We start from the raw sequence: 19,111 nt of genomic DNA on the forward strand, positions 1-19,111 counted from the left end.
CTTTCTCATACGTTGGGCATTTTTGCCAATTTTAAACAAGGTAAAAGTCAACGCGACTGGCTTCAACAAGCCAACGTCATAGGATGTTAAAGTCGAGCATCGCGTTAAAATTACCACCCTATATCAATAGAATGAGCGTTAATGCTAGTAATAATCAAATCAATCTAAAAACATTATTAGAAGAATTAGGGAATAGAGGGTTAAATGATATTTTTGTCGAAGCTGGCCCCATTTTGACTGGAGCGCTATTAAAAGAAGGGTTAATTGATGAACTACTTGTTTATGTATCTCCAAGACTACTTGGTGAGCAAGCTCGTCCTATGATGGCCAATATACATTCAGAATCTTTGGAACTTTCTCCATTCCTCAGACTAGTCGAACATATTCAAGTCGACACCGATATTCGTTTACGTTTTCGCTCTATGATTTGATATATCGTCATTAATTAATCCTACTGTTTAATAGTGGGATTAATGATAAGTCCATTAGTTAATCACGCAAAAATAACCAATAAAAAATAAAATTCACTAAATCATCCAGTTCCCCCCCCAAACATGAATTTATTTCCTGATCACTTTGAATATTACTCATCGGAAATAAGCTATTTCTCAATTGACTAAAAATCCCGCTTCGCCCATTCTATTTAGACATCTAAACGGATAGACATATAAACATTTAAACATCCAAAAATAAGCGGATATAGCCAAAAACTCCGCTTGTTCAAGAGGGCACAGGGTATGAGTTTTTTTCACGCTAATCAGCGAGAAGCGCTGAATCAGAATTTAGCTGAGCTTGATGGGCAAATTCGAGTTTCCTTTGAATTCTTTCCACCCAGTACTCCTGAGATGGAACAAACCCTGTGGAAATCCATTGACCGTTTGAGCAAGCTGAAACCCAAATTTGTCTCCGTCACTTATGGGGCCAACTCAGGTGAACGTAATCGTACCCATAGCATCATCAAGGGAATCAAAGAAAAAACGGGGTTGGATGCAGCACCACACCTGACCTGCATTGATGCCAGCCGTGAAGAGCTACGCGACATTGCCCATGATTATTGGCAAAATGGCATTCGCCATATCGTGGCATTACGTGGCGATTTGCCTAATGACAGCGGCAAACCAGAAATGTATGGCGCTGATTTAGTAGAGCTTTTAAAAAAAGAGGCCGATTTTGATATCTCTGTGGCTGCTTACCCGGAAGTACATCCAGAAGCAAAAAGCGCGCAGGCTGATCTGATTAATCTAAAGCGCAAAATTGACGCGGGAGCCAATCGTGCCATTACCCAATTCTTTTTTGATGTGGAAAGTTACCTGCGTTTTCGCGATCGCTGCGTCGCAACGGGAATTGATGTAGAAATTGTACCGGGCATTTTGCCTGTATCGAACTTCCGTCAGTTACAACGATTTGCCACCATAACCAATGTTCGTATCCCAAGTTGGATGACAAGAATGTTTGAAGGGCTGGAGGATGATCCGGAAAGTCGCAACTTAGTCGGTGCTTCTATCGCAATGGACATGGTGAAAATTCTCAGTCGTGAAGGAGTGAAAGATTTTCATTTTTATACCCTGAACCGGGCAGAGCTGAGTTATGCCATTTGCCATACGCTAGGCGTCCGGCCTTCTTAATGATTTCAAATTAAAGCCGAACGGTTCCCCATTCGGCTTTGATGATTTGAAAATTCTTAAAAAACTATCCCGTATTGCGCATTCCTGCCGCAACACCTGCAATGGTCACCATCAGCGCCTGTTCAAGATGCGGATCAGGAGTTTCCTGCTGACGGGAGCGTTGGAGCAATTCCGCTTGTAGTACGTTCAATGGATCGGTATATACGTTACGCAAAGCGATGGATTCTGCAATCCACGGTAAATCCGCCATCAATTGCTCATCCTGCGCAATGGCGAGTACCGTTTTGATATTCTCTGCAAGCTGATTGCGCAACTTTACTCCCAAAGGCCACAGTTTTGGCTCCACCAAACGTTGGTCGTAATACTCCGCCAGCCATAAATCCGCTTTGGCAAACACCATCTCCAACATGGCGATACGTGTATTGAAGAATGGCCAGTCGCGGCACATATCCGTTAAAACCGATAGTTTTCCTTCATCGATGATGCATTGCAGTGCTGCGCCCGCTCCCAACCATGCCGGCAACATCAGGCGGTTCTGTGTCCATGCGAATATCCACGGTATAGCTCGCAGACTTTCTACACCGCCAGTCGGACGACGTTTAGCCGGTCGCGAACCCAACGGTAATTTTGCTAATTCTTGCTCAGGCGTTGCTGCCCTGAAATAAGGCACAAACTCCGGTTGTTCACGCACATAATCACGATACATATCGCAGGAAACATCCGAGAGCGTATCCATGATCTGATGCCATTCTGGTTTGGGTTCCGGCGGTGGCAATAAGTTTGCTTCCAGTATCGCACTGGCATACAAAGCCAGACTGCTGATCGTCACTTGCGGCAAGCCGAACTTAAAGCGGATCATTTCTCCCTGCTCGGTGACACGCAATCCCCCTTTCAGACTGCCCGGTGGCTGAGAGAGCAGAGCTGAGTGTGCTGGCGCACCACCACGACCAATCGTGCCGCCGCGTCCGTGGAACAAGGTTAATGTCACACCTTCTTGTTCACACAATTTGATCAACGCATCCTGTGCCCGGTATTGTGCCCAAGATGCCGCCATCACCCCGGCATCTTTCGCTGAATCTGAATAACCGATCATCACCATCTGTTTATTCTTAATCAGATCGCGATACCAGGTTATTCCCAACAATTGCCGAATCACACTTTCTGCGTTATTCAGGTCATCAAGGGTTTCGAACAACGGCGCTACGGGTAATGACAATGAACAACCTGCCTCTTTCAGCAATAATTTCACAGCCAACACATCAGAAGGCACTTTCGCCATGGAAATAACATAAGCGGCAATCGCATCTTGTGGCGATTCGGCAATGACTTTGCAAGTTGCAAAAACCTCTTGGGTGTCGGCACTTGGCTGCCAGTCACGCGGGATCAGAGGCCGTTTTGAGTTTAATTCACGCAGCAGAAATGCCTGTTTCTCGGCCTCAGGCCAGCTCGCATAATCTCCCATTTCCAAATATTGCGTTAACTCCGCAATGGCGTCAGTATGGCGGGTACTTTCCTGACGAACATCGATACGTACCAAAGAGAGACCAAAGCAGCGAATTCGGCGCAGAGTATCCAACAATTGCCCATTGGCGATAATCTCCATCCCGCAGGCTTTCAGGGATTGATAACAAGCATACAAGGGTTGCCATAGCTGTTCGTTATGCAGCAACAAATCCGCTGGTGGCAAGGCTTGTTCACCTTTAAGACATTTCTCCAAATAAGCCAGAGTGTTGCTTAATTGCGTTCGCAATTGTTTGGCAATTTCACGGTAAGGCTCTAAAACATGCTCACCACCCGCCATTTGGCGCAGTTCAGGTGTACATTCCGACATGGAGAGTTCAGAAACGAGAATCTGAATATCTTTCAAAAACAGATCTGCGGCCTTCCAACGGCTGAGCAACAGGACATGGCGGGTAATTTCGGCGGTAACATTAGGGTTACCATCACGATCTCCTCCCATCCAGGAAGTGAAACGAACTGGCACGGCTTCCACTGGCAAGCTATATCCGATGGATTCTTCCAGTTGTTCATTGAATTCACGCAGGAACGCTGGCACACCTTCCCACAGACTGTTTTCAACTACCGCAAACCCCCATTTTGCTTCATCAATTGGCGTTGGGCGGATTTTGCGAATTTCATCGGTATGCCATGATTGGGCAATCAACTGGCGCAGGCGACGCATGATATTATTGCGCTCATAATCGGCCAAATCATCATGGTCAAGCTGTGCCAAACAACCATTCACTTCAACGAGTTTATGAATCAATGTTCGGCGGGCAATTTCTGTCGGGTGTGCCGTCAAGACTAGTTCAATCGCTAAGTCATTCACTGCTTTGATCAAATCATCATTACTGAATTGTTTATCTTTCAGACGATTGAATAATGCTGCCAGCGCTACCGGATTACTCGCAGCTTCACCATGAGGCGAAATGCTGTGATATTGTTCGGCAACGTTAGCCAGATTTAAAAACTGGTTAAAGGCACGAGCGACAGGGAGTAATTCATCATTGGATAAATTTTCCAGTGTCGATAAAAGCTGCTGACGATGAGCCTCGTTACCTGCGCGGGATGATTTGGATAGTTTCCTGATCATTTCAACCTTATCAAGAATGTCTTCTCCCAAAGCCTCTTTAATCGTGTCGCCCAGCAACTTACCGAGCATACTGACATTACTTCGCATTGCGGAATATTGTTGATTCATGTGGTTTCTGGCCCTGTGTTGCTGTATGTCACCCATTTCACCAGATGGCTGGTTCAATCGGCATCTACCCTGTATCTGTCAAGATTAGAGCTGTTCTTTTGTTTATCTCTAACGCTCTATTCATATCAGAAAACAAACAATTTGGGCGGATTTTATGAAATTTAATCAAGATTTCTTTTTTATAAGACAATCCGATGGCTTGCCTTGTTTGTTCTCAATAAACTTGTTATTTTCAATAAATTGTTTTTTCAATATAGAGAGTAATAAGATGCTTTTGATTGGCGGGATGATGATACAGGCAGGGATAGTTCATCATATCCCTGCCAAAAACCTTAAATTAGAGAAGCTGTGAGAGGCGATTTAAATCTGATTGGATTGCTCCTGCGGTAACATCCCGCCCGGCGCCTGGGCCACGGATCACCAGAGGATTATCGCGATACCAACGGCTTTCTATCGCAAATACGTTATCCGCCGGCAGCAATGAAGCCATCGGATGGTCATTACGTACTGCTTCCACCCCCACTTTAGCTTTACCACTGGCATCAAAGCGCGCGACATACCGCAGTACCATACCCATTTCCCGTGCCGCTTCCAATCGTTGAAGCATCTGGGCATTAATAGCAGCACTGTTTTCAAAAAATTCTTCAATGGAACCGATTCGTGCCTCTTCCGGCACCAGTGATTCAACACGCACTTGATCAGGTTCTATCTCGTAACCCGCTTCTCTGGCTAAAATAACCAGCTTACGCATCACATCCTGACCAGAAAGATCGATACGCGGATCAGGTTCCGTCAATCCTTGCTGCCATGCCTGTTCGACCAAGTCACTGAAAGGGACAGAACCATCAAATTGCAGGAATAGCCATGATAACGTTCCGGAAAAAATCCCGCTGATGGACAAAATGGTATCTCCACTTTCCCGTAAATCCCTGACCGAGTGATTAATCGGCAGTCCAGCGCCAACTGTGGCGTTGTATAACCAGTGGCGGCCCGTTTTTGCAAAGGCATCGCGGATCATACGATAAGTGTTGCTATCGGAAGAACCGGCAACTTTGTTGGCACTGATAACGTGAAATCCATAGCTGGCAAAATCGATATATTCTTTGGCCAGCTCTTCACTTGCCGTCACATCCAGTACCACCAAATCATCATAAGGATGTGCTCTCATCCATAAAAACAGTGCATCGTCTTCATGTTTCGTCGCTTCATCATCAAAGAACGCCAACGCACGGCTGGCATCAATCCCTTGATAATTCAGTAAACTTCGGCAACTATCCACAACGCCCGCCAGAATAAACTCAAAATCACTGCGGGCTGAAATATTCTTCTGTTCACGAGCAAAGAGTTCTAACCAACGTGAGCCAATGTTCCCTTTGCCAAACAGCACCAAACCGATACGCTTTTCTGCCCGAAACAGACTTTGGTGCAAACCCTGAATCAGATGCGAAGTTTGGTTCAGGCGCAGAACAGCAACAAGGCTAATGCCATCTTCCGCATGCCAGACAAATTCAACAGGCTGATCTTTTAGTTGTTGATAGAAACGATGGCTATGCAGCGGATTTTTACAGACACCAGCCCCCACCAATGCCACCAGCGCCAGGCCTTCACGCAGGGAAAGTTTTCCGGGCAAAACAGCATCCTGCAAAACATCAAGGGCACTGTTCACAATCTCAGAGGTATAGCAAAGCTGAATAAGGTTACAATCCGCATGCAGCCCTGTCGCCAACGGCCGAATTTGGGCGCGTTTCAACAATGAATCAATATCTTTGTAGATTTGCTTAAAATCGTGGGCTGACGATACATGCAATTCAATCAGGCAAACATCATCATGACTGGTAACAATTTTCGCTCCAGTCCCTGTTGCCAGAACCCGTTCAATGCGAGTCGAACCTTGCTCAGGCTGGTAGCTGCAACGCAATTGCAGATCAATATCGCTGGTGGACACAGGCTGCAATGTGCGGGTATGAAGCACAGGTGCCGCCAAACGGGCCAATTCACTGGCTTCATCCAAGCGCAGCAAAGGTAGCAGGCACGCATCTTTGACTTTACGCGGATCGGCACTATAAACCCCTGCAACATCACTCCATATAGTGACTTTTTGGGTTCCCGCCAATGCACCAACCTGTGTGGCAGAATAGTCACTGCCATTGCGCCCCAACAGGACGGTTTCACCATTTTGGTTACTGGAGATGAACCCCGTGACAACCAAACGCTTATGAGGGTTTTGGATCAATAACTGGCTGAGCAAGGGTTGGGACAGACTCACATCAACCTGTGGCTGAGCCGCTCGTTCTGCCCGCAGAAATTGGCGTGCATCCAGCCATGCACTGGGGAGACCCTGATGCTCAAGTAATGCCGCCATCAAACGTGCAGACCAAATCTCACCATGACCGACAACTTCTGCATAGGTGATATCTGTAACGGGCTTATCTAACAGTGCACTCAATCTCTCCAGATCAGCGATAAACTTTGTGACCAGCTCTTCTGCTACCACTTCAGGCAACAAACCACGGATCAACTCTTGCTGATAGCGCCGTAGCGATTGCTGGACTTGATGCGCTGATATCCGGTCACTCTGGCTCAATTTCAGCCAATCAATAAGCTGATTCGTTGTGCTCCCTGCCGCCGATACCACCATTAAATCACCCGGCTGGCTATAGTTCGCCATAATGTCTGCAACCCGCTGATAACACTTCACATCGGCCAGGCTGCTGCCGCCAAATTTATGTAATTGGCGGCCAGATTCCGCCCCCGCTGTTGCCAGTGCACTCATGATTAATGATTACCTCGTTGCCGCTGCCTGAAACGCGCTGTCCAGATCAGCAATTAAATCCTGACTATCTTCAATTCCTACAGAGACACGAAGAAGCAAATCCGTAATCCCTGCCTGAGCCCTTGCTTCTGCCGACATTCCCGCGTGTGTCATTGTTGCGGTATGAGAAATCAACGATTCCACACCACCGAGAGATTCAGCCAGAGTAAATAATTTTAATGCAGATAAAAAGCGACGCATGGTGAATTCATCACCATCCAATTCGAAACTCAGCATCGCCCCAAAACCCTTTTGCTGTTTAACGGCAATTTCATGTCCGGGATGGCTTTTCAGCGCAGGATAATAAAGCTTTTTCACTTGTCGCTGCTGTTGTAAATAATCTGCAATAACAGCAGCATTATTCTGTTGAAGCAGCACACGGGCAGATAAGGTACGAATGCCGCGCAGCAACAAATAGCTGTCAAAAGCGGCCCCTGTCACGCCGATATTGTTCGCCCACCATGCCAAATCTTTGGCAATTTCCGGATCTTTGGCAATGATCGCCCCTGCAATCAGGTCAGAATGCCCATTCAGATATTTCGTGCAGGAATGCACCACTAAGTCCGCCCCCAAATCCAATGGCTTTTGCAGTACAGGACTCAGGAAGGTGTTATCTACGATAGCCAATGCCCCTACCTCATGGGCCAGCTCGCAAATATATTGAATATCGACAATTCGCAACAGAGGATTGCTCGGCGTTTCAATCAACACCAGTTTAGGCTTTTGTGCCAATGCCTGTTTCAGAGCCTGATCATCTGACTGATCAACAAAGAGCACATTATATGCACCACGTTTGCTCAAGCTATCAAACAGACGGTAACTTCCACCATAACAATCATGGGGAGCCACTAATAAATCTCCCGGTTTCAGAAATACAGTGCATAACAGATGAATGGCTGACATACCGCTGCTGGTCATTACTGCACCGGCACCACTTTCCAGCTCTGCCAAAACCTGTTGGACAACATCGCGACCTGGATTACCACGTCGGGAATAATCATGCGTTCTGGGTTCGTTGAAACCAGTAAAGTTATATGTGCTGGAAAGATAAATAGGTGGAACCACACAGCCATATTGTTCATCAATATTTAAGCCACTATGAACCGCAACTGTCGCTTGCTTACATCCCATAAACTTTACCCATCATTGTTATTATTGGCGTCATGCAAGGATAACGATCGGAAGCATAGACGTCAACACATCTAGACATCCAAAATCATTTGCGGTTAAATACGACGGTCTAATACTACAATTAGGCGATTATTCTTATGCTTTATATTTCTTCTGGTTATACTTTATAAGTCAGTGAGACTGGAGCGATATAGTCGATAAGCGAATTATGCTAGACTACCGAATTACCGACATGAAAACAGATCAGAAGTACCCTCCAACTTCTGATTTCAATTACTTGATTTAAAAATTATTTAAGGTATCTCATGGCTGAGTGGAATGGTGAGTATGTCAGCCCTTATGCTGAACATGGCAAAAAAAGTGAACAGGTCAAAAAAATTACGGTTTCAATCCCGTTAAAGGTGCTGAAAATCCTGACTGATGAGCGTACCCGTCGTCAGGTGAACAATCTGCGTCATGCAACAAATAGCGAATTGCTGTGTGAAGCTTTTCTCCATGCGTTCACTGGACAGCCTCTGCCTGATGATGATGATTTGCGCAAAGAACGTCATGATGAAATCCCTGAAGCGGCGAAAATCATGATGCGTGAGCTCGGTATTGATCCTGAAACATGGGAATATTGATAACAAAAACGCCCGATGCAGAACATCGGGCGTTTTTGTTTCAACTATTCTGCCTGTATTGAATACAGACAGGAAAAAGTCATTACTTCTTAGCACCTGGAACGCTGAAACGTTTGTTAAAGCGATCAACACGACCACCGGTCGCAACGTCACGCTGCTTACCAGTGTAGAATGGGTGGCATGCACCACAAACGTCCAGGTTCAGGTTGTGACCTACGGTAGAGTTGATTTTGATAACGTTACCGCAAGAGCAAGATGCAGTAATTTCTTCGTACTTAGGATGGATACCTTGTTTCATGGGAAACCTCTGTTCAGGCCGTGTCGCTATCCAGCCCTGTTGCCGCCAGACACCACACGTCATGTTGATAAAAATGTCGTGTTGATAAAAATCAGTATCGGTAATTTCTATACCAAAGGCGGCGGATCATACAGAAAATCTGCTCATCACGCAATGAAATCTGCTGATTTGCTATGATACCCTTATCGCTATACTTTCTTTTGTCTGGTCATTAATTATCCGGAAACGCCTTATGACAGTTGTTCAGGTTGTGTTGCCTGTCCCCTTAACCCGCGCTTTTGATTATCTATTACCCGAAGGGCTACCTTTGCCGGCTATCGGTGTTCGCGTAAACGTGCCGTTTGGCAAACGTAATGCAATAGGCATAGTCACAGGCATTACAGACAACAGCGAATTCTCTCCCGAACAGCTCAAGTCTATTTCCGGCATTCTTGATGTCCAGCCACTTTTTCCCGACGACCTTTGGCAATTGCTCTTGTGGTCAGCCAGCTATTATCACCATCCGCTGGGGGAGGTTTTGTTCCATGCTCTGCCCGTTTTGCTACGGCAGGGAAAACCAGCAGAGTTTTCTCCACTCTGGCAATGGCATGTCACTGAGACTGGACGCGGGCTCCCACTCGAACAACTCAAGCGTTCTACCAAACAGCAGCAGGCTCTAGCCACTTTGCGCCAAAAACCTGTTTACCGCCATCAAGTCGCTGAATTGGAATTAAGTGAAAACGCATTGCAATCACTGAAAAAGAAGTCACTGATTGAGCTTTGTCCAATACAGCCGGAAGCTGAAAATTGGCATGAAGATTTTAAAATCATCGGGGAACGGCTAAAGCTGAATACAGAACAGGCCACCGCTATAGGCGCCATTCGCGCAGAAGATAACACTTTCTCCCCATGGCTGCTTGCAGGTATCACGGGTTCAGGTAAAACGGAAGTCTATCTCAGCGTATTGGAAAACATTCTTGAGCAAGGTAAACAAGCGCTGATTTTGGTACCTGAAATTGGGCTGACACCACAAACTATTCGCCGATTCCGGGAACGTTTCGATGCGCCTGTTGATATCCTTCACTCAGCATTGAATGACAGCGAACGATTAACCGTTTGGCTGCGGGCGAAGCGGGGAGAAAATGCTATCGTCATCGGTACACGCTCTGCCTTGTTTACTCCCTTTGCCCACTTGGGAGTCATCATTATTGATGAAGAGCATGACAGTTCCTACAAACAACAGGAAGGCTGGCGCTATCATGCCCGTGATTTGGCGGTGTTTCGTGCCAAAAAAGAGCGGATTCCGATCATTATGGGAACCGCCACGCCAGCACTGGAAACACTATATAACGTTCAACAGGGGAAATACCGCCAACTCACATTAACTAAACGAGCGGGCCATGCCCAGCCAGCGACTCAGCATTTGCTGGATTTGAAAGGATTACCGTTGACTGTCGGGTTATCACAACCGCTCATCAACCGCATCAAAGAGCACCTCAAGGCGGACAATCAGGTTATCCTGTTTTTGAACCGTCGTGGCTATTCTCCCGCCCTGCTTTGCCATGAATGCGGCTGGATAGCGGAATGCCAGCGCTGTGATCATTATTACACGCTGCACCAAAACCACCGCCACCTACGTTGCCACCACTGTGACAGCCAACGACCGATCCCACGCCAATGCCCACAATGTGGTTCCACTAACCTAATCCCTGTCGGGATGGGCACGGAACAGCTTGAAGATGGCATCACTCAACTGTTTCCCAATATTCCTGTCACCCGCATTGATCGTGATACCACCAGCCGCAAAGGGGCATTGGAACAACAACTGGCTGAAGTACATCAAGGCGGGGCCCGTATTCTGATTGGTACTCAAATGCTGGCGAAAGGCCATCACTTCCCCGACGTGACTTTGGTTTCCTTACTTGATGTTGATGGAGCCCTGTTCTCTGCCGATTTTCGGGCAGCAGAGCGTTTTGCCCAACTGTATACTCAAGTCTCCGGTCGGGCAGGACGAGCGGGCAAGCGAGGTGAAGTTGTCCTGCAAACCCACCATCCTGAGCACCCGCTATTACAGGTATTACTGGAAAAGGGCTACGATGCCTTTGCGCAGCAAGCGATGGAAGAACGGCAACAAGTGCATCTGCCACCTTTTGCCAGCCACATCTTGCTCCGCTCAGAAGATCATGACAATCAACAAGCGCCCGCTTTTTTGCAGCAAATGCGTCAATTGCTTGAACATCATCCACTGTATGATAACCAACTATGGATCATGGGCCCTGTACCGGCATTACAAGCCAAACGCGGCGGTCGTTATCGCTGGCAATTAATGGTTCAGCATCCTTCACGTATCTTCCTACAGAAAATGATGGCAGGGATTTATCCGCAAATCACTGCGCTGCCACAGGCACGGAAGGTGAAATGGAACATTGACGTTGACCCGACCGAAGGTTGATAACAGAAAATCATTAACCAATAACAGAAATAGAGGTAATTATTTCCTTAATTTGCGAAGTATCTCTAAGAAATGATTCATATCACACTTTTTATGCAAACAAAGTAACGGATTGGCTTATTAATCAGTTTAAAATGAACTTATTAATATGACTGTAGAAAACGATCCGCCAGAACTTCTTTCTTAGGAATAACCGGCGTTTTTTAGCAGATTGAGAGCAATCGTTTTGCTGCCTGTAGAAAGCGAGGAGTGAGCTATGGAAAAAAAGAATTGCACATTGGCAACCATGAAAGATGTTGCCAAAGTGGCTGGTGTTTCTACTGCAACTGTATCAAGAACACTTATGAATCCTGATAAGGTTTCTGCTCGTACACGTCAAAAAGTAGAAAATGCCGTACTGGAAGTGGGTTACTATCCGCACAATCTTGCCAAAAATCTACGACGCAATGAATCCAGGGCGATTTTAGTTATTGTACCCAATATCAGCGATCCTTTCTTCACCGAAGTCATTCGTGGCATTGAAGAAACCGCAGCCGAACATGGCTATCTGGTTCTGATTGGTGACTGTAAACACCAGCAGCAACAGGAGCATGCGTTTATCAATCTGCTGATCACCAAACGCATTGATGGCATGGTGCTGTTGGGTTCCAATATTCCTTTCGATGTTTCCAAAGAAGAGCAAAAAAACCTGCCGCCAATGGTCATGGCTAATGAGTTCGCCCCGGAGCTGGAACTTCCGACTGTCCATATTGATAACCTGACAGCCGCATTCAATGCCACCCATCATCTGCAAAAACTGGGGCACAAACGCATTGCCTGCATTACAGGGCCGGATAACATGCCACTGTGCCACTACCGATTGCAGGGGTACATTCAAGCCCTGCGGCGCACAGGAGGAGAAATTCTGGAAGAATATATTGTCCAGGGCGATTTTACCCATGAAAGCGGCGCTGAATTGGCGGAAATCCTACTGACTCTACCGGAGCCTCCGAGTGCGATTTTCTGCCATAGCGATGTCATGGCCTTGGGCGCAATGTGGCAAGCCAAGAAAATGGGGTTAAAATTACCAGAAGAACTCTCTGTTATTGGTTTCGATAATTTGAATCTGGCTCAATACAGTGAACCGGCTCTAACCACAGTGAAACAACCTCGTTATGAGATTGGGCGCCATTCTATGCTTTTGTTGCTGGAACAGCTTCAAGGCCGATGGGTTTCCAAAGGCTCAAGGTTACTGGATGCAGAACTGATCATTCGCTCGAGTACTTGTTCGCCTAAAAGCTAGCCAAATAACAGTAGGTTAAGTAACATTGGTTATCTATTCCTTAATTTTTAATAAATCAGCGAATTAAACAGTGGCACAACGAGATTATGTGAGTCGCGGGCAGAGCAATCCCCGTCGGAAAAGTACTGGTAAAAAGAAAAACCAGTCTCAAGGATTACCCAAAACTACATTAGCCGTTGCTGTGGCCTTAGTGGTCATGTTTATTGGTGGCCTTTATTTCATCGTGCACAACAAAAAAGAAAGTGTACAAAATGCCACCCAGCCTTCTCACCAAACCAAAAGTCATGGCCTGCCCCCGAAACCAGAAGAGCGCTGGAGCTACATCAAAGAGTTGGAAAACCGGCCTGTTAATGAATCTTCAATACAGGACCCCACGGCCATATTGAATCAACCGCTAAACCGTGCCCCTCAATTGACACCAGAACAGAAGCAGTTGCTTGAACAAATGCAGGCGGATATGCGCCAGCCTCCTATCTCGTTGAAAGAAGTTCCCTATAATAGTGAGCCTGTTCCACGTACGCGCGTTGTGATCAATCCACCTTCAGAAGAATATATGCAGCAGCAATCTCAGCAATATTCACCAGAGCAAAAAACAACGGTTGCTCAGGAAAGCAAGTCATCAGCTTCCTCCCAATATTCCGGAGAAACTAAACCAAAACCTGCAACAAATGACACCAGATTGATGCTACAATGCGGCTCCTTCCGCACGATGGAGCAAGCTGAATCTGTCCGTGCCAGCCTTGCATTCGCAGGCATTGAAAGCCAGATTACCACGAAAGACAATTGGAACCGTGTTGTACTCGGTCCTTATAAAAATAAGGCCAGTGCTGAAAAAATGCGTGAAAAGGTTGCTGGTGCAGGTGTATCTGACTGTATTCCTCGCCCGATTGGGGGTTGAAAAGTCAGAAAATTCCCCCATCTTAGTCGTTAATAACATACGCACGGTGCTTTTATCAGCAATACCACAGGCAATTGCAGAATAACCAGCCAACATCCCGTGTGTACCATCTTCTATTTTGTAACCAGGGGCTAACTCGTGACTACAATCGTAAGTGTTCGCCGTAATGGCAAAGTCGTCATCGGTGGTGATGGACAAGCAACCATGGGTCATACCGTGATGAAAGGCAATGTCCGCAAAGTGCGCCGCCTTTACAATGACAAAGTCATCGCGGGTTTTGCCGGCGGTACTGCCGATGCCTTCACACTGTTCGAACTGTTTGAACGTAAACTCGAAATGCATCAAGGGCATCTGACCAAAGCGGCTGTTGAACTGGCCAAAGACTGGCGAACAGATCGCATGCTACGCAAGCTGGAAGCCCTGCTTGCAGTTGCAGATGAGAATGCTTCTCTGATTATTACAGGTAACGGTGATGTGATTCAGCCAGAGAATGATCTTATTGCCATTGGTTCCGGAGGCTCATACGCCCAGGCTGCCGCCCGTGCAATGCTGGAAACCACGGAACTCGGTGCCAGAGAAATTACCGAACGCGCCCTGTCCATCGCTGGCGATATCTGCATCTACACCAACCATAATCACAACTTCGAAGAACTGCCTTCGAAAGCGTAAGGATAGATAGTATGTCTGAAATGACTCCTCGCGAAATTGTCAGCGAACTCGACAATCACATCATCGGTCAAGACAAAGCAAAACGCGCTGTTGCCATTGCTCTGCGCAACCGCTGGCGTCGTATGCAGTTGGATGAATCACTGCGTCAAGAAGTCACGCCAAAAAATATTTTGATGATAGGCCCAACCGGTGTAGGTAAAACCGAAATCGCCCGTCGTCTGGCAAAGCTGGCTAACGCTCCCTTTATCAAGGTTGAAGCAACCAAATTCACCGAAGTGGGTTATGTTGGCAAAGAAGTTGATTCCATTATCCGTGATCTGACTGATGCCGCAGTGAAAATGGTTCGTCTGCAATCCATTGAGAAAAACCGCTATCGCGCCGAAGAGCTGGCAGAAGAGCGTATTCTGGATGTCCTGCTGCCACCGGCCAAAAATAACTGGGGACAGGCAGAAACTCAGTCCGAGCCATCTTCAACCCGTCAGGCATTCCGCAAAAAACTGCGTGAAGGCCAGTTAGACGACAAAGAAATTGAAATCGAAGTTTCAGCCGCGCCAGTTGGCGTTGAAATCATGGCACCTCCGGGCATGGAAGAGATGACTAATCAGTTGCAATCCATGTTCCAGAATCTGGCAGGCCAGCGCCAGAAAAACCGCAAAATGAAAATCAAAGATGCGTTCAAGCTGCTGGTAGAAGAAGAAGCCGCAAAACTGGTTAATCCTGAAGAATTGAAGCAGCAGGCGATTGATGCGGTTGAACAGCACGGTATCGTCTTCATTGATGAGATCGATAAAATCTGTAAACGCGGCCAGACTTCCGGCCCGGATGTTTCACGTGAAGGTGTTCAGCGCGATCTGCTGCCACTGGTAGAAGGCTGTACCGTTTCCACCAAACACGGCATGGTCAAAACCGATCACATTCTGTTCATCGCCTCCGGCGCTTTCCAGGTTTCCAGCCCTTCCGATCTGATCCCTGAACTTCAGGGCCGTTTGCCAATCCGCGTTGAATTACAGGCACTGACAACTGAAGACTTTGAACGTATTCTGACTGAACCTAATGCCTCACTGACTGAACAGTATAAGGCTCTGATGGCGACCGAAGGTATGGGTATTGAATTCACTACTGATGGTATCCGCAAAATCGCGGAAGCAGCATGGAAAGTGAATGAAACCACCGAAAACATCGGTGCCCGTCGTCTTCATACCGTGCTTGAGCGTATGATGGAAGATATCTCTTTCGACGCCAGCGAGAGCCAAGGACAGTCGGTTGAAATCAATGCCGATTATGTCAAAGAACATTTAGATGAGCTGGTTGCGGATGAAGACCTGAGCCGGTTTATTTTATAATCGGTAATATTGACCTGATTTAATCTGGTTCGCCGGTCTTATTCACGCAAGCAATTCAATGTGAAGAAAAACGCGAAGACAGTGAAAGAAATCGTAAAATGGGAGGCTTTTAGCCTCCCATTTCTCTATTTTCGATGATATAAAATTTATCATCCACTATACCCTATGAATTTCAAGATGCATCGCGGCGGCAAGAGAGTGAATCCCCGGGAGCATAGATGACTATGTGATCGGGGGTGAGCGAGCGCAGCCAACAAAGAGGCAACTTGAAAGGCGACGGGTATAATCACGTAATGACAAATAGTGACAATATGAGCTCAACAACGTCTATCAGTCAGATACAGGCATGGCTGGAAAGCTTACGCCCCAAAACGTTACCTTTGGCCATAGCGGCCGTCATAACTGGTTCAGCCCTTGCATCATGGACGGGACATTTCAAATGGCCTGTGGCGTTGCTGGCTTTATTAACTGCCGCCATACTGCAAATTCTTTCCAATCTCGCCAATGACTATGGCGATGTTGCCAAAGGCAGTGATGCAGAAAAACGTATCGGCCCAATGCGTGGCATGCAAAAAGGTTTGATTACGGCAAAGCAGATGAAAAACGCATTGAAGATCACGGTGCTGCTCTCTTGCCTGTCAGGTATTTCTCTCATCGTCGTGGCCTGTAATAGCCTGAGCGATGTTATCGGTTTCCTGGTTCTGGGATTATTGGCGATTATCGCGGCTATCACATATACCGTGGGAGCCAAACCTTACGGCTATCTTGGGCTGGGTGATATTTCTGTCCTGATTTTCTTTGGCTGGTTGAGTGTTCTTGGTACCTATTACCTGCAAGCCAATACCTTTTCCCTGAATACGATCCTGCCTGCAACCGCCTGTGGTTTACTTTCCGTTGCAGTTTTGAATATTAATAATTTGCGCGATATCGAAAATGATCGGCAAAACGGCAAAAATACACTGGCTGTCAGATTGGGTGGAAAAAAAGCACGTTACTACCATGCTGCCCTGATAATAGGTGCCATGTCTTGCCTTATCACCTTTACGCTCCAGTATCTAACCAGCTGGACTAGCTGGCTATTTTTACTTGCCTTTCCTCTATTATTGAAACACATGTTGCAAGTACTGCGTGATCCGACACCTGAAGGTATGCGCCCTAAGCTGGTACAAATGGTCAAAGCGGCATTACTGACCAATGTGCTGTTTTCCATCGGGTTGGTACTTAATTAAGCGAGTAAGCATCAATTTTATACATAAGTTTTAAGATTGATGATTTTGCCAACATTGGCTTTAAAAGGATATACTGTCCGTTCCTTGCATAAACCAGACGTAAATCCCATGAAATATGATACTTCCGAACTTTGTGATATCTATCAAGAAGATATAAACGTGGTAGAACCACTATTTTCCAACTTTGGTGGGCGTACTTCATTTGGTGGTCAGATCATCACGGTGAAATGCTTTGAAGACAATGGCCTGCTTTATGATTTACTTGAAGAAAATGGGCTTGGCCGTATTCTGCTCGTCGATGGTGGTGGATCGGTACGCAAGGCACTCGTTGACGCCGAACTGGCTCAACTTGCCGCCAATAATGAGTGGGAAGGCATTGTCGTCTATGGCGCGGTACGTCAGGTTGATCACCTTGCCGAACTTGATATTGGTATTCAGGCAATGGCCGCCATCCCTGCCGGTTCCAATAGCGAAGGCGTGGGTGAAAGTGATATCAGAGTGAACTTCGGTGGCGTAACTTTCTTCTCTGGTGATTATCTCTACGCAGACAATACCGGCATTGTGTTATCAGATGTACCACTGGATATTGACGAAGACAGTGACGATGATGAAGTGTAATACCATTATCTTTATTGGGTGTAAAAAAAAGGGCGCAATCATCGCCCTTTTTCAGCTAAGCCTTTAGATACCTATTGTACATCTTCCATCTTACCCAACAGGGTACGTAAGCGCTCTTGCCATGCAGATTGTTCTTGTTTGAGCTGCTCATTTTCACGTGCCAGTGAATCACGGTTGTCTGTCACATTCTGAACATTCTGAGATAACGCCGCATTCTGTTCTTTTAATTCTTCAATTTCCATTTGCAGCAAAGTGATGGTATCAATCGCCTGCTGAACTTTAGATTCTAGCTTTTCAAAAACTTCAAATGACATTCTCGGGCCCTCTTGTAAGCAATCTCTTGATTGTATTTAGCCTATCAACGCCTGTCTAGTTTCATCCTTTCAATGTGCGTTATAACGAGAAATATAGCGACTAAAGCAAAATGTATACAAGATCACATTTCCAAGCGGAAGAAAGCCATAATCAAATGCGAATTCGCTCATTTTGTTGACGCAACACGCATATTTCAATTTCGCTATTTCTCGTTTACGCGCATTAACGATAAATTCACAGGCACTTTTCTCTTAATATATAAGAAATGACTAATCATTAATCTTCCCCTGTACTTTTTTTATAGGATATAGAAATGAGCCAAACCACTAATCCAACATTATCAGGTCAATGCATTTCAGAATTTCTGGGTACTGCATTACTCGTTTTCTTTGGCTTAGGCTGTGTTGCTGCCGCCCGGCTTGCAGGGGCACAACTGGGTTTATGGGAAATCAGTATTATCTGGGGCCTTGGTGTTGCCTTGGCAGTTTACCTGACCGCAGGGATCTCAGGGGCACACCTCAATCCCGCAGTCACCATTGCACTATGTTTATTCGCTAACTTTGACAGAAAAAAAGTGCTGCCTTACATCATTGCCCAGATGCTCGGGGGCTTTGTTGCAGCCCTCATCATCTATATGATGTATTACAATCTTTTCCTGGATTATGAACAAGTTCACAACACGGTTCGTGGTTCACAGGAAAGTCTCTTCACGGCAGGTGTTTTCTCTACTTACCCTGCTGCACAGCTCTCCGTACTACAGGCATTTATCGTCGAAGTTATTATCGCCGCCGTTCTGCTGTGTCTGATTCTGGCTCTGACAGATGATGGCAATGGCATCCCACGCGGGCCTTTAGCCCCTCTGCTGATTGGTATCCTCATTGCGGTTATCGGTGGTTCATTCGGCCCCCTGACCGGATTTGCCCTGAACCCGGCCCGTGACTTCGGCCCCAAATTGGTTGCTTATTTAGCAGGTTGGGGAGATATTGCCCTGACAGGCGGCCGAGATATTCCTTATTGCCTTGTTCCTTTGGTAGCTCCTGTCGTTGGCGCGATTTTAGGCGCTTTTGGCTACCGCAAACTGATTGCTCGCCATTTACCACGCGAGATTTAAACTTGCCATACTTAAGTGATGGCAA

16 protein-coding genes are annotated in these 19,111 nt (G+C 46.4%); 11 read left to right on the forward strand and 5 right to left on the reverse strand.

Annotated elements, in window-relative coordinates; translation table 11 throughout:
- Positions 1 to 131: 131 nt before the first annotated feature.
- Complete coding sequence (locus AAC854_RS07080; RefSeq protein ID WP_422824058.1) at positions 132 to 431, forward strand: RibD family protein; 300 nt, start codon at positions 132 to 134, stop codon at positions 429 to 431.
- 306 nt (positions 432 to 737) lie between these two features.
- The gene (gene metF, locus AAC854_RS07085; RefSeq protein WP_340616482.1) at positions 738 to 1,625 is read left to right on the forward strand and encodes a methylenetetrahydrofolate reductase; all 888 of its coding nucleotides are present in this window, start codon (positions 738 to 740) and stop codon (positions 1,623 to 1,625) included.
- 64 nt (positions 1,626 to 1,689) lie between these two features.
- Here metF and ppc read toward each other — a convergent pair whose 3' ends face one another.
- From ppc to metB, 3 genes are all read right to left on the reverse strand, one after another.
- Entirely contained in the window at positions 1,690 to 4,326 is a 2,637-nt protein-coding gene (gene ppc, locus AAC854_RS07090; RefSeq protein WP_340616483.1) for a phosphoenolpyruvate carboxylase, read from the reverse strand.
- A gap of 337 nt (positions 4,327 to 4,663) precedes the next feature.
- Positions 4,664 to 7,099 (reverse strand): bifunctional aspartate kinase/homoserine dehydrogenase II, encoded by a 2,436-nt coding sequence (locus AAC854_RS07095; RefSeq protein WP_340616484.1) that lies wholly within the window; start codon positions 7,097 to 7,099, stop codon positions 4,664 to 4,666.
- 9 nt (positions 7,100 to 7,108) lie between these two features.
- Positions 7,109 to 8,269, reverse strand: coding sequence for a cystathionine gamma-synthase (metB, locus tag AAC854_RS07100; protein WP_340616485.1), 1,161 nt, complete (start codon positions 8,267 to 8,269; stop codon positions 7,109 to 7,111).
- 305 nt (positions 8,270 to 8,574) lie between these two features.
- Here metB and metJ point away from each other — a divergent pair, with 305 nt between their 5' ends.
- Positions 8,575 to 8,892, forward strand: a complete 318-nt coding sequence (gene metJ, locus AAC854_RS07105) for a met regulon transcriptional regulator MetJ (protein ID WP_047962228.1) — start codon at positions 8,575 to 8,577, stop codon at positions 8,890 to 8,892.
- 82 nt (positions 8,893 to 8,974) lie between these two features.
- Here metJ and rpmE read toward each other — a convergent pair whose 3' ends face one another.
- Positions 8,975 to 9,190 carry a 50S ribosomal protein L31 gene (rpmE, locus tag AAC854_RS07110; RefSeq protein WP_072061389.1) on the reverse strand — a complete coding sequence of 72 codons (216 nt, stop codon included), beginning with the start codon at positions 9,188 to 9,190 and terminating at the stop codon, positions 8,975 to 8,977.
- Positions 9,191 to 9,422: 232 nt separating this feature from the next.
- On the opposite strand from rpmE, the gene priA reads away from it, so the two are divergent.
- From priA to rraA, 7 genes are all read left to right on the forward strand, one after another.
- Positions 9,423 to 11,621 carry a primosomal protein N' gene (gene priA / locus AAC854_RS07115; protein ID WP_340616486.1) on the forward strand — a complete coding sequence of 733 codons (2,199 nt, stop codon included), beginning with the start codon at positions 9,423 to 9,425 and terminating at the stop codon, positions 11,619 to 11,621.
- Between the two features lie 256 nt (positions 11,622 to 11,877).
- Entirely contained in the window at positions 11,878 to 12,903 is a 1,026-nt protein-coding gene (cytR, locus tag AAC854_RS07120) for a DNA-binding transcriptional regulator CytR (RefSeq protein ID WP_340616487.1), read from the forward strand.
- 70 nt (positions 12,904 to 12,973) lie between these two features.
- Positions 12,974 to 13,801 carry a cell division protein FtsN gene (gene ftsN, locus AAC854_RS07125; RefSeq protein WP_340616488.1) on the forward strand — a complete coding sequence of 276 codons (828 nt, stop codon included), beginning with the start codon at positions 12,974 to 12,976 and terminating at the stop codon, positions 13,799 to 13,801.
- A 138-nt stretch (positions 13,802 to 13,939) separates the two neighbouring features.
- On the forward strand, positions 13,940 to 14,470 hold the full coding sequence (gene hslV / locus AAC854_RS07130) for an ATP-dependent protease subunit HslV (RefSeq protein WP_047962233.1): 531 nt from the start codon (positions 13,940 to 13,942) through the stop codon (positions 14,468 to 14,470).
- 11 nt (positions 14,471 to 14,481) lie between these two features.
- Positions 14,482 to 15,813: an HslU--HslV peptidase ATPase subunit gene (hslU, locus tag AAC854_RS07135; protein WP_047962234.1), complete on the forward strand. Its 1,332-nt coding sequence runs from the start codon at positions 14,482 to 14,484 to the stop codon at positions 15,811 to 15,813.
- Between the two features lie 311 nt (positions 15,814 to 16,124).
- Positions 16,125 to 17,042 (forward strand): 1,4-dihydroxy-2-naphthoate polyprenyltransferase, encoded by a 918-nt coding sequence (locus AAC854_RS07140; protein WP_340616489.1) that lies wholly within the window; start codon positions 16,125 to 16,127, stop codon positions 17,040 to 17,042.
- Positions 17,043 to 17,150: 108 nt separating this feature from the next.
- Entirely contained in the window at positions 17,151 to 17,660 is a 510-nt protein-coding gene (gene rraA / locus AAC854_RS07145; RefSeq protein ID WP_340616490.1) for a ribonuclease E activity regulator RraA, read from the forward strand.
- 71 nt (positions 17,661 to 17,731) lie between these two features.
- On the opposite strand, the gene zapB is transcribed toward rraA, so the two are convergent.
- Entirely contained in the window at positions 17,732 to 17,974 is a 243-nt protein-coding gene (zapB, locus tag AAC854_RS07150) for a cell division protein ZapB (protein ID WP_340616491.1), read from the reverse strand.
- 314 nt (positions 17,975 to 18,288) lie between these two features.
- Here zapB and AAC854_RS07155 point away from each other — a divergent pair, with 314 nt between their 5' ends.
- On the forward strand, positions 18,289 to 19,086 hold the full coding sequence (locus tag AAC854_RS07155) for an MIP/aquaporin family protein (protein WP_340616492.1): 798 nt from the start codon (positions 18,289 to 18,291) through the stop codon (positions 19,084 to 19,086).
- Positions 19,087 to 19,111: the final 25 nt, after the last annotated feature.

The organism is Xenorhabdus entomophaga (genome assembly GCF_037996725.1).
In the GTDB taxonomy this organism is placed as follows: domain Bacteria; phylum Pseudomonadota; class Gammaproteobacteria; order Enterobacterales; family Enterobacteriaceae; genus Xenorhabdus; species Xenorhabdus khoisanae.

Bases quoted from the DNA above. Each gene is read 5' to 3' on its own strand.
- hslU (WP_047962234.1), top strand. From the start codon at position 14,482: ATGTCTGAAATGACTCCTCGCGAAATTGTCAGCGAACTCGACAATCAC.
- rraA (WP_340616490.1), top strand. From the start codon at position 17,151: ATGAAATATGATACTTCCGAACTTTGTGATATCTATCAAGAAGATATA.
- ppc (WP_340616483.1), bottom strand. From the start codon at position 4,326: ATGAATCAACAATATTCCGCAATGCGAAGTAATGTCAGTATGCTCGGT.
- metJ (WP_047962228.1), top strand. From the start codon at position 8,575: ATGGCTGAGTGGAATGGTGAGTATGTCAGCCCTTATGCTGAACATGGC.
- priA (WP_340616486.1), top strand. From the start codon at position 9,423: ATGACAGTTGTTCAGGTTGTGTTGCCTGTCCCCTTAACCCGCGCTTTT.
- AAC854_RS07080 (WP_422824058.1), top strand. From the start codon at position 132: ATGAGCGTTAATGCTAGTAATAATCAAATCAATCTAAAAACATTATTA.
- zapB (WP_340616491.1), bottom strand. From the start codon at position 17,974: ATGTCATTTGAAGTTTTTGAAAAGCTAGAATCTAAAGTTCAGCAGGCG.
- metF (WP_340616482.1), top strand. From the start codon at position 738: ATGAGTTTTTTTCACGCTAATCAGCGAGAAGCGCTGAATCAGAATTTA.
- AAC854_RS07140 (WP_340616489.1), top strand. From the start codon at position 16,125: ATGAGCTCAACAACGTCTATCAGTCAGATACAGGCATGGCTGGAAAGC.
- AAC854_RS07095 (WP_340616484.1), bottom strand. From the start codon at position 7,099: ATGAGTGCACTGGCAACAGCGGGGGCGGAATCTGGCCGCCAATTACAT.
- metB (WP_340616485.1), bottom strand. From the start codon at position 8,269: ATGGGATGTAAGCAAGCGACAGTTGCGGTTCATAGTGGCTTAAATATT.
- AAC854_RS07155 (WP_340616492.1), top strand. From the start codon at position 18,289: ATGAGCCAAACCACTAATCCAACATTATCAGGTCAATGCATTTCAGAA.
- rpmE (WP_072061389.1), bottom strand. From the start codon at position 9,190: ATGAAACAAGGTATCCATCCTAAGTACGAAGAAATTACTGCATCTTGC.
- cytR (WP_340616487.1), top strand. From the start codon at position 11,878: ATGGAAAAAAAGAATTGCACATTGGCAACCATGAAAGATGTTGCCAAA.